Origin of the sequence: Natronomonas salsuginis (assembly GCF_005239135.1) — an archaeon.
Classification (GTDB): Archaea; Halobacteriota; Halobacteria; order Halobacteriales; family Haloarculaceae; genus Natronomonas; species Natronomonas salsuginis.
Window position 1 is genome coordinate 13,623 of sequence record NZ_QKNX01000006.1, and the last position, 12,108, is coordinate 25,730.

Below are 12,108 nucleotides of genomic sequence, written 5' to 3' on the forward strand. Positions count from 1 at the left end.
GCGATGGGCGTGCTGAGCCCGCGGCGGGCGTCGGCGCTGCTTTGGGGCGTCGTCGGGGCGCTCGCGTTCCTCGTCGTCCACGGGGCGTATCTGCTGTCCGGCGGCGCGTTCCTCGGCGTCGGGCCGATCGCCGGGGTCGCCTGTGCCGTCTTCGCGGCGACGGCGCTCGGGAGCTACTACGCCGAACGGCGGTTCGGGCCGTTCGCGGCCCGGTTCGGTGGGAGGTGACACGGTGACGCGAAACGCGAAGAGTTTAAACGGCCGACTCCGGTAGATTCAGATGAGCCGGGATGGCCGAGTGGTAAGGCGCACGCCTGGAAAGCGTGTTCCCTCAGGGATCCAGGGTTCAAATCCCTGTCCCGGCGCTTTTGCGACGAACAGACGTGAGGAGCAACGCGTTTCGCAGGATTTGGATCCTACGAGACGCAGCCCGCACAGCGCAGCGAGCAGGACCGTTCGGTCCGGTTCAAATCCCTGTCCCGGCGCTTTTGCGACGAACGGACGTGAGGAGCAGTGTCGAGCAACAGCAGGGTCTGCTCGTCACACCGGGGTCACGAACCTGAAACGACGAATCGATCTGACCCCCGCCGCGTCGTCATTTAAATAGTGTCCAGTCAGTATTTATATGCCAGTTCGCTCCGATCGGCGCAAGCCGCCGTTCGTAGACGGTCGCGTGGTCTAGACTATACCACTCTCGTCGAAACCCCTCTCTTCGGACCTCTCGAGTCGAGCGGGTTCGGCAAACGATCGGACGGATCGCCGTTTCTACCATCACACCAATATCCTCTTTTTCGACACGCGTCTCTCTAGCGTATCAATGGCCGGCCAATCCAATCCAAACCGCCGAACGCTCCTCCGGAGTATCGGTACGGCGACGATCGGCGGAGCGCTGGCGGGGTGTACGGACGCCATCCCGCTGGGTTCACGCGGCGCCAACGAGCACGTCGTCTTGGACGTTCCCGAAAACTACGAACGGTTCGAGGACGTCGATCTCCCGTACCCGAAACACGGCGAAGAACTCCCCGACGCGACCGTGCCTGCGCCGCTTCAGGACCGAGACGTGTCGACCCGAGAGTTCGTCGGTGATCGTCACGTCATGTTGACCTTCATCTTCACGCGCTGTACGATGGCGTGTCCGCGGCTGGTCGCGCCGCTCGTGCGTGTCCAGTCGGTTTCGATGGAGGACGGATTTTCCGACGAGTTCGCCTTTCTCCCGACGACATTCGATCCGGCGTACGACACCCCCGATCGACTCGCTGAATACGGCGCGGAGCGCGGCGTCGACTTCGACGCCGGCAACTGGTGGTTCCTCCGCCCGGAGGGTCGACAGCGCGCCGAGGAGGTCGAGGGGACTTTCGGCGTCACCTCGGAGTTCGTGCCGGAGAACGAACGCGAGATGGACAACATGGCGTGGGTCCACAACAACGTGTTAGTGCTCGCGAACGCCGACGGCTACGTCGAGCGGACCTACACGCGCGATCCGCCGGCGTCCACGACGGTCCTCGAAGACGTTCGGACGCTCCGCGAACGGTGGTGATCGTCCGGAATACCGGCCGGATATCGTCGATAGCCGTCGCCCCGGGCGGAAACGGGCGATTCGTCGATTGGACCAGATAGTATAGGAAACACCAACACCAATCCTCTATCCATGATCGAATCCGTTCTCCGTGTCGACGTCGCGCTCTTTTTGCTCATCGGTGTGCTCGGCGGTGCCCACTGTATCGGGATGTGTGGCCCGCTCGTGACGATGTACTCGAAGCAGATGACGCCCCAACCCGACGGGGGGACCATCACCGAAACCGGTGCCAGGAGTGGCGGCCATCTCACCACGTACGAAGTTCGACAGCACGCGCTGTTCAACGTCGGGCGGGCCTCGGCCTACGCTCTCGTAGGCGCGGCTTTCGGGGGACTCGGAGGCCTCGTCTTCGTCACTGCCGATCAGCTGACGCCGATCGCCGGACTCCTCCGTGGTGCTATCGGGCTTCTCGTCGGCGGCTTCATACTCCTCACCGGGATCAGCTACGCCCTCGGAGACGGTGTCGCCGAGATCCGGATTCCGGGGGTCGATCGACTCACGGCGTGGCTCGCGGCTCGCGTCCATCGACACGTGAACAATCCAAGCATCGTCGGTCTCGGGGCGATCCACGCGCTCCTCCCCTGCCCGATGCTGTATCCAGCCTACCTCTTCGCCTTCGCCAGCGGGTCGGTCGCGACGGGCGCAATTGCGCTCGGGGCCCTTGGACTCGGCACGATTCCGGCCGTGTTCCTCTATGGGACGGTCATCCAGTCGATCGACGTCGCCCACCGCCGCCGGGTGCATCGACTGCTCGGGGTCGCGTTCGTCCTGCTCGGGTACGTACTCCTCGCCCACGGGCTGATGGCGCTCGGGATTCATCTTCCGCACCCGCGATTGCCGCACTATCAGCCGCTCGGCGGTATGAACCACTGAGCGTTTCACCCGCCATACGCAACTGGGCGTCGGGACTACAGCGGATTTAAAAACGCCGTTACCGTGGAGCAGGTTGACCCTGAGAAAGCGTCACGGCGTTGCTCGCATTGTGGGTTCACGCACCCGGACAACCGCGAAGACGAAGAATTCGGGTGTCTGAAGTTCGGGTACGAAAACCACGCGGATTACAACGCCGCGAAGAACATCGGTTTGCGGTATCTCCGTCGCAACCAAACTGGGGGCGACGGAGGCGCACCCTTGGGCGTGCGCTTGAACAGCGGGATGTTGAACGTGAACGGAGGCTATTCTCCTGCCGAGGAATCGGCCAGAACGGGAGTCCACGCTGAATCCCACGACTTCAGTCGTGGGTAGCTCAACGTGCTTCGAAATAACTGATCGCGGTAGACACTCCCGTGAATCCGCTCGTTCAGTCCGCTGTTGCTGCTGTGTTTCCGGGAGAATTCGCGGGCGTGTTCAGATAGAGGTAGACCAACACGAGAATCAAGATGACTTGGACCGCCTTATCAACGTAGTCGACCACCCCATACTCCGACTTGGCCACGAGCCAGATTGGGATCTGGACGGCCGTATACGGAATCCCTATCAGGTAGAGTAGCCGCCGCCGATAGTCGAGGAAGAACAGCACAAGTGCACCGGCGTAGCCAACGCCCGCAAGCGCAACCGGAATCCGCCCCTCTACGATGCCAGCATACACGTGCAAGACGCCGGTGGTGACGACCAACGCAACTGCCAACCACTGGAGCCGGGTAAGTGATCCTATCCGGCCCGCCGGATTGTATTGTGTACACATTACAATACTACTGTATACTGGACGGGTGATAAGTGCTGTTATTATCGCGCTCGAACTCTCATGATACGCCTACAAAAGCGTAGTGTTGATCTCTCGGACATCGTTCAGTTAATAAACCCACGATTACATGACGGGTCGATTCGTCGGACCGTCCGACGGCCTCGACCAAGATAATCGTTGTCACAGCGCTGCAGCACGGCACTTTTGGCTACCATACCGTTCCCGTGTCCACTCTCGCGTGACAGCGCACATCAGACACTTTTATATAGAACCACAGACAATCATTCGGGTGTCTATGAGTCAACAGCAACGAATGGGAGGACAGCCGATGATCATTCTCGGTGAGGATTCCCAACGGATCAAAGATCGCGACGCCCAGTCGCACAACATCGCGGCGGCGAAAGCGGTCGCCGAGTCGGTACGGTCGACCCTCGGCCCGAAGGGGATGGACAAGATGCTCGTCTCCTCGATGGGGGACATCACGGTGACGAACGACGGCGTCACCATCCTCCAGGAGATGGACATCGACAACCCGACCGCCGAGATGATCGTTCAAGTCGCCGAAACGCAGGAGGACGAGGCCGGCGACGGGACGACGACGGCCGTCTCCATCGCGGGCGAGTTGCTGAAGAACGCCGAGGATCTCCTCGAGCAGGATATCCACCCGACGGCGATGATCAAGGGCTTCCACCTCGCGAGCGAACGCGCCCGCGAGGAGGTCGACAACGTCGCCCACGATGTCGATCCCGAGGACGCCGAACTCCTCAAGCAGGTCGCCGAGACCTCGATGACCGGTAAGGGCGCCGAACTCGACAAGGACGTACTCGCCCAGCTCGTCGTCGACGCCGTGCAGGCGGTCACCGTCGAGGCCGACGACGGCGAGTCGATCGTCGACCTCGAGTACGTCAACATCAAGACCCAGACCGGACGCGCCGCGAGCGAATCCGAACTGCTCAACGGCGGCGTCATCAACAAATCGCCCGAGCACGACGACATGCCCCACGTCGCCGACGACGCGACCGTGCTTCTCCTCAACGAGGCCATCGAGATCGAGGACACCGACGCCGACGCCAACCTCCAACTCGACAGTCCAGATCAGCTCAAGACGTTCATTGACAAGGAAGAGGCGCAGATCCGCGAGAAGGTCGACGCGATCGCCGACGCCGGCGTTGACGTCGTCTTCTGTCAGAAGGGTATCGACGATCTCGCCGAACACTTCCTCGCGAAGCAGGGTATCCTCGGGACCTCTCGCGTCAAAAAGAAGGACCTCTCCTTCCTGCGCGAGGTCACCGGCGGAGACATTCTCTCCGACCTCGACGCGATCGATGACGCGACGCTCGGGAACGCGAACGTCGAATACAACGACGACGACGGCCTGTTCTACATCGAGGGAATCGGCGAGGACGCTCACGGCGTGACGCTCCTGCTCCGCGGCTCCACCGAACACGTCGTCGACGAACTCGAGCGCGGCATCGGTGACGCCCTCGATGTCGTCGCCCAGACGGTTTCGGACGGTCGCGTGCTCGCCGGCGGCGGCGCTGTCGAGGTCGAAGTCGCCCGCCGCGTCCGCGAGTACGCCGACAGCGTCTCCGGGCGCGAACAGCTCGCCGTCGAGGCGTTCGCCGACGCGCTCGAACTCGTCCCGCGCGTACTCTCGGAGAACGCCGGACTCGACTCGATCGACACGCTCGTCGACCTCCGTGCGGCCCACGACGAGGGCAACGAGACGGCCGGACTCGACGTCTTCACCGGCGACGTCGTCGACACCTTCGAGGCCGGCGTCGTCGAGTCCGCCCACGCGAAACAGCAGGCGGTCTCCTCGGCGACCGAGGCCGCGAACCTGGTTCTCAAGATCGATGACATCATCGCCGCCGGCGACCTCTCCACCGAGGGCGAGGAGCCCGAAGGTGGCGCCGGCGGTATGGGTGGTATGGGCGGTATGGGCGGTGGCATGGGCGGCATGATGTAAACGGCGCTCGGACGCTACCCACCCACCGAACCGATCGAACCGCACCTGACCGCTGCGGATCTTTTTTGTTCTCATCCGTTCGATAACCGCATATGAATAAAATCGGAATCGACGACCTGGACGACTGGATGGGTCCCGCGAGCGTCAAGCGGCCGGTCGGATCGGCGCTCGACGCCGAGCAGTTGGCGATGAACTACTACGAGTTGGCACCCGGCGAGAGTTTCGCGTTCGGCTACCACGCCCACGATGATCAGGAGGAACTGTTCTACGTTCTCGACGGAACTGCGACGTTCGAAACAGCCGACGGCGACGTGACCGTTGAGGCCGGCGAAGTGATTCGCTTTGCCCCCGGGGAGTTTCAGCAGGGTCGAAACAACACCGACGACCGCGTCCGCGCGCTCGCTGTCGGGGCCCCCGGCGACTCGACGGACGTCACCATCCTCAGAGACTGCGCAGCGTGCGACGACCGGACCACCCAACGGATCGAACCGACCGAGGACGGCGACGAGTTGGTGACGATCTGCGTCGACTGCGGGGCCGAAACCGGCCGGTTCGACTGAGCTCGATCCGGAGACAATCCTTTTTGTATCCGACCGCCCGTAGCCGTACCCAATGACGCTCTCGGAGGAGGCGAAATCGCGCCTTACGGATCTCGTCACGTTACAGCCGACGAAAAACAAGGAGTTACAGGATCGGTGGGGGCTCGAAAGCGGCAGCGACGTCCACCAGTACCTCGAATCCGAGCTGAAGGAGTACTACTATCGCGACGAGAACAGCCTGATTCGAGCGACGCCCGAAGCGGCCGCGCTCGTCGGGATCGATACCGGTGACGATGTCGTCCGCGTCCCGAAGCTCCAAGCGGAGATCATCGAGACGCTCGCCGGGCCGGACGACGACCCACAGAGCGTCGTCTCGGTATTGCACGCGCTGCAGGCGGGAGAGATCGAAACCGACGTCGACGCCGTCCGCTCGGCGCTCCGCAGCTTGGAGGACAAGGGCATCGTCGCGGTCGTTCGGCGGACCGTGCCGACGTTTCGCCTCGCCGTCGAGCGGGACTCGATCGAAGTCGAAATGCTCGACAAACCGGACGCCTAACGTCGTCGCTGTCGCTTCCGGTCGAGAAGTCGCTTCGTCGCGCGCCCCGGTCCCCCCTCGATTGGCCATCCCATCGACCGCCACGCGGGCGGCTCCGGTTCGAAATCCGCACACGATCCCGAACACTCAGCGGCGGTCTGCTCGCGCTGTTTCGCGGCACACCACGGGAACGGCCCCGTCGGATCCTCGAGCTCGAAGTGCCGACAGTCCGGGCGCATCGTCGCCGCGTACGAGCGCCAGCCGCGCTCGTAGGCGCGCTCGGCGATCTCTAGGCGTTTTCGATGTTTCCATCCTGGATCGGCGTACTCGAACCGGGCGGCCGACATGTCCCTCGGACCGCCCGCCGACCGGTCCAGTATCCGCGTCCCCGGCGCGGACACGTCGAGCGTTCGTGGCTGCCAGATCGGCTCGCAGTCCCACGATCCACGCTCGTTCGAGACGGACAAAATCCCCACCTCGACGGGCATCGCCTCGAGGAGTGCGGGCTCGATCTCCTCGTCCGTCGCCGTCGTCGCCACCCAAATCTCGTCGGCGAGGGCGAGCGCCACGTCGTGTTCCAACTGCTCGGCCAGCCGCCGGGCCGCGCTCGCGTCGAGGTCGGGTTTGTTCTCGATCGCGACGATCCGGCCGGCCCACGCTGGATAGCGGTATCGCCGCCGTATCTCGATTCTGTTCCCGTCTCGGCGCGTCTCGACGAAGCCGCGGTCGTCGGCTCGGTGGATTGCCTCCCGAACGTATCGCCACGGGTAGCCAGGATCGGGGAGACACTCGCGGTAGTACGTCCACGACGCCGGGGCGTGACGGGCGACGTGGAGTAAGTCCGAATCGAGGCGATCCTCGCCGAACGGCTCCCGGCCGCGGAGGTCGGCGTCGGTTGTTTCTATGACGAGCGTGTCCCAGCGTCGCCGTCTCGTCCCGAGCTGTCGGGCGACGATGGCTGTCGACGTTCGCCCGCCGTGCGGCCAGTTGCGCTCCGCCCACGCGCAGACCCGCAGTTCGAACCCGAACTCCTTCACGATACTTTCTTGACGGCTCGCGACCTAAGCGGTTCGCTTGTCGGTGTGAGAGGCGAGACGGGAGTGGTGCGTCGGGCACCGGGCAGACCCGACGCGGGCGGACGTACGACGGCGATGGAGCGTTCTGCCATCACGACGAGAAAAGCGTCGCTCTGGCGTTCAATCGTACCGCGTGACGACGTATAAACCCTCGTGTGTCGGCCGACAGTGACGCGACCTGCATTATCGCCGATCGCGGAGCGCCGGGAAGTCTGCTCTGACGGCCGAGACGCGCTCGGGCGGACAGCGCGCGTGGACGATCGTCGGTCCGTCGTCCGACGTGGCGATCGGCGTCCCCCACGGATCGTACACCGTCGAACGCCCGACGAGCGCGCTCTGCTCGAACGACGCCGAACCGTTGATCGCTCCCACGTACAGCAGGTTCTCGACGGCTCGCGCCCGCGGCAGGGTTTTCCAGTGCTCGACGCGAGGATACGGCCACGCGCTCGGCACGAGCACCATCGTCGCGCCCGCGTCGACCAACTCTCGATACAGTTCGGGAAAGCGCAGGTCGTAACACGTCGTGACGGCAACCGTGTGCCCGCACAGCTCCGTCGTCGCGAGCCGTTCGCCGGGAACGAGCAGTTCGGCCTCCGCGGAGTCGTACCCGAACAGGTGGTGTTTCCGGTAGACGAGCCGCCGGTCACCGTCGCTATCGTAGAGAACGGCCGTGTTCGCGAGTCCATCTTCGGCGGGCACCGACTCGCCCGCCGCCGCCGAGGCCGAGAGGTCCTCGACGACGGTCCCCGCGAGTACGGCGACGTCGTGTTCGACCGCGGCCTCGCGGATCGACCGGTGGGTTTCGCCGCCGATCGGTTCGGCGGCGCGCTGGTAGGCGTCGAACGCGAAGTAACCGACGTCAAAGGTTTCCGGGAGTGCGACGCATTCAGCCCCGTCCGCCGCGGCCGACTCGATCGCGTTGACGGCGCGCCCGACGTTGCCGACCACGTCGCCCGATTCGATCTCGATCTGCGCGAGCGCGAGTCTCATGCGTCCAGTTCCTCCCGGACGGTCGCTTCGAGATTCGCCAACTCCCCGTCGAGCTTTCGCTTGAAATACGACTCGACGCCCGGAAGCCGTCCCTCGACCCGGAAACGGTTCGTGAGCCGCGTTCCTCCCTCGATGGCCTCCAAGGTGTGTTCGCCCTCGACGTTCATCGCCTTCGAGCGACCGACGAACCGGACGTACTCCGGCTCGTCGACTTCGATGTCCTCGGTTTCGACGCTGATCGTCCGGCTGATCCCGGGGATCGGCAGGGAGACGTGCCAGATCGAGGTCCGATCGCCGGTCGTCTCGAACTCGGTGACGACGCTTATCGATCGAGCTCGTGTTTCGGGATCGGAGATGGCTGCCCACACAGCCTCCCGCGATGCCGGGATCTCGAATACGCGCTCAACGCGGGTGGTCATACGTCAGCTTTGGTAGGGGGTGATTAAAAGGGCGGTCGTTCTGCGTGCCGTCCTGCCGTCGGTGGTCGTCTCACTCCGGCGTCACGCGCCACGTCGTCGAGCGAGCCCGGGACCACTTCTCAATGTCCACATCCTCCGAGTGTTCGGCGAGTCGCGGGAGCCGGCTCCCGACCTGTTTCGCCGTGAGGTCGATCGCGTCGGCGATGTGCTTCGAACGGAGGTACTGCTCACCACCCTTCGCACGCTCTCGAAGGTACGCGAGGATGCGCTCGTCCTCGTCGCTCAGTTCGCTCATACCCCTATCTAGGGCCGCGAAGGGCTTAAGACCGTTCCTTCGGGTCCAACGGGAACTTAGCCGTAGATGTGGTAGGCGGCGACCGAAAGCGAGCCGGCGAGCATCGCGACGGCGAACGAGATCCCCGAGGCGGTCTGCGCCCCGGTGAATCCGAAGGCTGCCATCCCTGCCGCACCGAGTACGGCGATGATCGCGAACAGTACGGGGAACCCGACACCGCTATCCGTCGAATCGGCGATTTCCATACCGGTTCGTACATCAGCGCGAATATAAATCCCGACGATACCGGCGTCCGATTCACTCGAGAAGCTGTTCGAGCTGGTGGCGTCGCCGACTGATGTCGAACGACGGATCGACCCCACCCTGCACGTGGAGCCGATCGAGCAACAACAGCGGATCGGCCCCCGCCGCCTCGGCTGCCGGAACCAACGCCTCCAGCGAGCGCCGGTGTAGCGCGAGCGAATCGAGCAGCCCGATCCCGATCGCCAGCGGCACCGCCGCCGCCTCGTTCTCCGGGAAGGCGCTGGATATCCGATCGAATCGCGGCTCGGGCGGCGCGTCAGTCGCGACGAGCGTGAGACACTCCGGACACAGCGCGGCCCGCTCGGCTTCTTCGGGCACGTGTTCGCGGTATTCGGGTGGCACGTCGAAAACGACGGTTCGGGCGCGGCAGTTGGGACACTCCATGCCGCCGGCTACCGGTTCGAGAGGTATGAACGACGCGTTTTAAACGATGATCGTGTTAGAGCGATTATATTACAGGTTCTTCGAACATCTGAATGAATCGCTACAAATTGAACCTTCCCAACCGAATGAAACGGTTAGCGTATGTTGATGGCTTGGGATTAAGACTACTCTGACCCTAGTATTAATCACTCCTACACGATCAACTAAGTGCATGAATAATCCGGGATCGTCTAGATGGAAATGCAAAGAGTGTGGGCAGCTCTATGGACACAATCCTGGTAAGTGTGATGTGTGTGGTTATACCGTATTCCGTCCGGTTCCACTTGACGACGCAGATTCATTCGAAGGAGGCAAAGAGACGACTGAGTTGGGTGCTGATGTTTCTGAGCTGTTAAAACAAGTGGGCGAAACTGACGACCGGACTGGCGAGAAACGTCCTGAAAATAATATCTCAGAGAAACAGGAGGGAAGCAATACTGAAAACGACCGATCCTTGCTCTCTTTTTTGCCTTGGTTCTAACTGGCAAATATCAAGCCTTCAGGTGCTACTGATTCGTAATATACGCTAATCTCGCTTATTTTGCTTTCACAACCACTCGTGGGAATCACAATGGACGTCAGTACCGACTGTTTACTATTATCAGTACGTTTGCTTGAGAACTCCTTAGTCCAACAAAACGATCGGCTCAGTCGTCAGCCGGCAGCGGCTCTTCGCTCTCGGTCTCGGATTCCGCGGCCACGACCGCCTTCTCCTCTTCTTCCTTTTTCGCCTTGATCTTCTTCATCCGGAAGATCTCCTCGCGCTCTTGCTCTTCGAGTTTCTGCTCGATGTACTCTTGGGCCTCGTACAGCTCCGGCAGAAGCTTGAACTCGAGGGCGTTGACGCGGCGCTTCGTCTTCTCGATCTCGTCGAGCATCTTCTTCATCGCCGTCTCGACCTCGGCGGCGAGGATGACCGTCTCGAGCAGTTCCTCGTAGGCGTCGGCGGCCTCGTCGATCCGCGCCGACGTGCCGACGAGCCCGTAGCCGCGCTGGTCGAGCGACTTCTTGACCTTGGTCGACTCGATCTGGGGGACGACGACCCCCATAATGTTCTTCGATTGGCTCGTGATCTCGGGGTGCTCTTTCAGCGCGGCCGCGGCCCCGCGAACCGCCACGTCACCCTCCATGGCGCGCGCCATGTTGATGTTGCGCTGGGCGCGCTCGTAGGTGTCGTCGACGTCCGAGCGAACGTCCTGAGCCTGATCGAGGATGTCCATGAACTCCATGATGAGGCCGTCGCGTTTCTTCTCGAGCGTGTCGTGGCCCCGCTCGGAGAGCTCGATGCGGTCCTCGATCGCCATGAGGTTTTTGCGCGTGGGTTTGACGTCCGTAGCCATTCTTGGGTACCGATTCAGACTCCACCGGGTTAATCCTTTTCAGTCGTCTCGGCTGCCGGCGTTGGCTCTCGGCGCACTCGATGTTCAAGTACCAGCGGCGTGAACCCAACCTCGTATGCCAACCGACTTCGACACCACGACGGTCGAGTTCGACGAGGAGACCGGCGTCGGCCACCTGACGCTAAACCGCCCCGATGCAATGAACGCTCTCAGTTCGCAGCTCAGCGAGGACATCGTCGCGGGACTGCGCGCGCTGAACGACCACAACGACGACGGCGTCGACATGTGCGTCGTCGTCGTCGAGGGAGCTGGCGGGAACTTCTGCGCCGGCGCGGACATCAACGAGTTCAGCGAGGGGCCGCCGACCACCGAGGTCGACCGATCTCACTATCGGTTCATCCAGGAGTACCCACTCCCCGTGATCGCAAAGATCCGCGGCTACTGTCTGGGCGGCGGGCTCGAAACCGCAATGTCGTGTGATTTCCGCATCGCCGACACCGACGCGCGCTTCGGACTCCCCGAGGTCAACCTCGGCATCATCCCCGGTGCCGGTGGCGTCCAGCTCATCAGCCGCCTCGCGAACCCCTCGGTCGCAAAGGAGATCGCCATGACCGGCAAGCACCTCCCGGCCGAACGCGGCGCCGAACTTGGGATATTCAACGACGTTCACGCCCCCGACGAACTGGACGACGCCGTCGACGAGTTCGCCGAAACGTTGGCGAGCAAGCCGCCGCTCTCGATTCAGGCGATCAAAAAATCCGCCACGATGGCGACTCAGACCGGACTCCGCGAGGGGATCGAGTACGACGCCGATACGTTCAAACCGCTGTTGGCGACCGAGGATCACCAAGAGGGCGTCCGCGCCTTCGCCGAAGACGACTACGAGCCCGAATTCCAGGGCAAATAGCGGTCGCGGCGGTCCGGTGACTCTCGATCTTTTTGCAGCGAGCGAAGAACGC

General features: G+C 62.8%; 15 protein-coding genes, 1 tRNA gene and 1 pseudogene. 9 read left to right on the forward strand and 8 right to left on the reverse strand.

All coding sequences use genetic code 11. The features are described 5' to 3' along the window. The first annotated feature begins 3 nt into the window (after window positions 1-3). From DM868_RS12700 to DM868_RS12720, 5 genes and pseudogenes are all read left to right on the forward strand, one after another. A complete protein-coding gene (locus DM868_RS12700; RefSeq protein WP_137277205.1) occupies window positions 4-228 on the forward strand; it encodes a hypothetical protein in 225 nt (74 codons plus the stop codon). A gap of 56 nt (window positions 229-284) precedes the next feature. Further along, a tRNA-Ser gene (locus tag DM868_RS12705) sits at window positions 285-365 on the forward strand. 452 nt (window positions 366-817) lie between these two features. After that, the gene (locus tag DM868_RS12710; RefSeq protein WP_137277206.1) at window positions 818-1,537 is read left to right on the forward strand and encodes an SCO family protein; all 720 of its coding nucleotides are present in this window, start codon (window positions 818-820) and stop codon (window positions 1,535-1,537) included. Window positions 1,538-1,648: 111 nt separating this feature from the next. Then, window positions 1,649-2,449 (forward strand): sulfite exporter TauE/SafE family protein, encoded by an 801-nt coding sequence (locus DM868_RS12715; RefSeq protein ID WP_137277207.1) that lies wholly within the window; start codon window positions 1,649-1,651, stop codon window positions 2,447-2,449. A 60-nt stretch (window positions 2,450-2,509) separates the two neighbouring features. Further along, window positions 2,510-2,821 (forward strand): annotated as a pseudogene (locus DM868_RS12720) (zinc ribbon domain-containing protein); the annotation flags it as partial. Window positions 2,822-2,876: 55 nt separating this feature from the next. Here DM868_RS12720 and DM868_RS12725 read toward each other — a convergent pair. Further along, the gene (locus tag DM868_RS12725; protein ID WP_222845544.1) at window positions 2,877-3,191 is read right to left on the reverse strand and encodes a DUF7475 family protein; all 315 of its coding nucleotides are present in this window, start codon (window positions 3,189-3,191) and stop codon (window positions 2,877-2,879) included. A gap of 364 nt (window positions 3,192-3,555) precedes the next feature. On the opposite strand from DM868_RS12725, the gene thsB reads away from it, so the two are divergent. The 3 genes from thsB (at window position 3,556) to DM868_RS12740 (ending at window position 6,324) form a co-directional block, all read left to right on the forward strand. Beyond that, complete coding sequence (gene thsB, locus DM868_RS12730) at window positions 3,556-5,229, forward strand: thermosome subunit beta (RefSeq protein WP_137277209.1); 1,674 nt, start codon at window positions 3,556-3,558, stop codon at window positions 5,227-5,229. A gap of 92 nt (window positions 5,230-5,321) precedes the next feature. Continuing rightward, window positions 5,322-5,789, forward strand: a complete 468-nt coding sequence (locus DM868_RS12735) for a cupin domain-containing protein (RefSeq protein WP_137277210.1) — start codon at window positions 5,322-5,324, stop codon at window positions 5,787-5,789. 52 nt (window positions 5,790-5,841) lie between these two features. After that, entirely contained in the window at window positions 5,842-6,324 is a 483-nt protein-coding gene (locus tag DM868_RS12740) for a DUF5797 family protein (RefSeq protein WP_137277211.1), read from the forward strand. On the opposite strand, the gene DM868_RS12745 is transcribed toward DM868_RS12740, so the two are convergent. From DM868_RS12745 to DM868_RS12775, 7 genes are all read right to left on the reverse strand, one after another. Further along, window positions 6,321-7,340 carry a DUF5787 family protein gene (locus DM868_RS12745; RefSeq protein ID WP_137277212.1) on the reverse strand — a complete coding sequence of 340 codons (1,020 nt, stop codon included), beginning with the start codon at window positions 7,338-7,340 and terminating at the stop codon, window positions 6,321-6,323. The genes DM868_RS12740 and DM868_RS12745 overlap by 4 nt on opposite strands. Window positions 7,341-7,562: 222 nt before the next feature. Next, on the reverse strand, window positions 7,563-8,369 hold the full coding sequence (locus DM868_RS12750; RefSeq protein ID WP_137277213.1) for a nitrilase-related carbon-nitrogen hydrolase: 807 nt from the start codon (window positions 8,367-8,369) through the stop codon (window positions 7,563-7,565). Further along, window positions 8,366-8,788 carry a CoxG family protein gene (locus tag DM868_RS12755; RefSeq protein WP_137277214.1) on the reverse strand — a complete coding sequence of 141 codons (423 nt, stop codon included), beginning with the start codon at window positions 8,786-8,788 and terminating at the stop codon, window positions 8,366-8,368. Before DM868_RS12755 ends, DM868_RS12750 begins: the two co-directional genes overlap by 4 nt. Before the next feature lie 70 nt (window positions 8,789-8,858). Continuing rightward, entirely contained in the window at window positions 8,859-9,083 is a 225-nt protein-coding gene (locus DM868_RS12760; protein WP_137277215.1) for a DUF7123 family protein, read from the reverse strand. 56 nt (window positions 9,084-9,139) lie between these two features. Further along, window positions 9,140-9,328, reverse strand: coding sequence for a DUF7525 family protein (locus DM868_RS12765; protein ID WP_137277216.1), 189 nt, complete (start codon window positions 9,326-9,328; stop codon window positions 9,140-9,142). 52 nt (window positions 9,329-9,380) lie between these two features. After that, on the reverse strand, window positions 9,381-9,770 hold the full coding sequence (locus DM868_RS12770; RefSeq protein ID WP_137277217.1) for a DUF6276 family protein: 390 nt from the start codon (window positions 9,768-9,770) through the stop codon (window positions 9,381-9,383). A gap of 686 nt (window positions 9,771-10,456) precedes the next feature. Next, window positions 10,457-11,149, reverse strand: a complete 693-nt coding sequence (locus tag DM868_RS12775; protein ID WP_137277218.1) for a V-type ATP synthase subunit D — start codon at window positions 11,147-11,149, stop codon at window positions 10,457-10,459. A 115-nt stretch (window positions 11,150-11,264) separates the two neighbouring features. Here DM868_RS12775 and DM868_RS12780 point away from each other — a divergent pair, with 115 nt between their 5' ends. Then, the gene (locus DM868_RS12780; RefSeq protein WP_137277219.1) at window positions 11,265-12,056 is read left to right on the forward strand and encodes an enoyl-CoA hydratase/isomerase family protein; all 792 of its coding nucleotides are present in this window, start codon (window positions 11,265-11,267) and stop codon (window positions 12,054-12,056) included. Window positions 12,057-12,108: the final 52 nt, after the last annotated feature.

Bases quoted from the DNA above. Each gene is read 5' to 3' on its own strand.
- DM868_RS12700 (WP_137277205.1), top strand. From the start codon at position 4: ATGGGCGTGCTGAGCCCGCGGCGGGCGTCGGCGCTGCTTTGGGGCGTC.
- DM868_RS12710 (WP_137277206.1), top strand. From the start codon at position 818: ATGGCCGGCCAATCCAATCCAAACCGCCGAACGCTCCTCCGGAGTATC.
- DM868_RS12715 (WP_137277207.1), top strand. From the start codon at position 1,649: ATGATCGAATCCGTTCTCCGTGTCGACGTCGCGCTCTTTTTGCTCATC.
- thsB (WP_137277209.1), top strand. From the start codon at position 3,556: ATGAGTCAACAGCAACGAATGGGAGGACAGCCGATGATCATTCTCGGT.
- DM868_RS12735 (WP_137277210.1), top strand. From the start codon at position 5,322: ATGAATAAAATCGGAATCGACGACCTGGACGACTGGATGGGTCCCGCG.
- DM868_RS12740 (WP_137277211.1), top strand. From the start codon at position 5,842: ATGACGCTCTCGGAGGAGGCGAAATCGCGCCTTACGGATCTCGTCACG.
- DM868_RS12750 (WP_137277213.1), bottom strand. From the start codon at position 8,369: ATGAGACTCGCGCTCGCGCAGATCGAGATCGAATCGGGCGACGTGGTC.
- DM868_RS12755 (WP_137277214.1), bottom strand. From the start codon at position 8,788: ATGACCACCCGCGTTGAGCGCGTATTCGAGATCCCGGCATCGCGGGAG.
- DM868_RS12760 (WP_137277215.1), bottom strand. From the start codon at position 9,083: ATGAGCGAACTGAGCGACGAGGACGAGCGCATCCTCGCGTACCTTCGA.
- DM868_RS12765 (WP_137277216.1), bottom strand. From the start codon at position 9,328: ATGGAAATCGCCGATTCGACGGATAGCGGTGTCGGGTTCCCCGTACTG.
- DM868_RS12770 (WP_137277217.1), bottom strand. From the start codon at position 9,770: ATGGAGTGTCCCAACTGCCGCGCCCGAACCGTCGTTTTCGACGTGCCA.
- DM868_RS12775 (WP_137277218.1), bottom strand. From the start codon at position 11,149: ATGGCTACGGACGTCAAACCCACGCGCAAAAACCTCATGGCGATCGAG.
- DM868_RS12780 (WP_137277219.1), top strand. From the start codon at position 11,265: ATGCCAACCGACTTCGACACCACGACGGTCGAGTTCGACGAGGAGACC.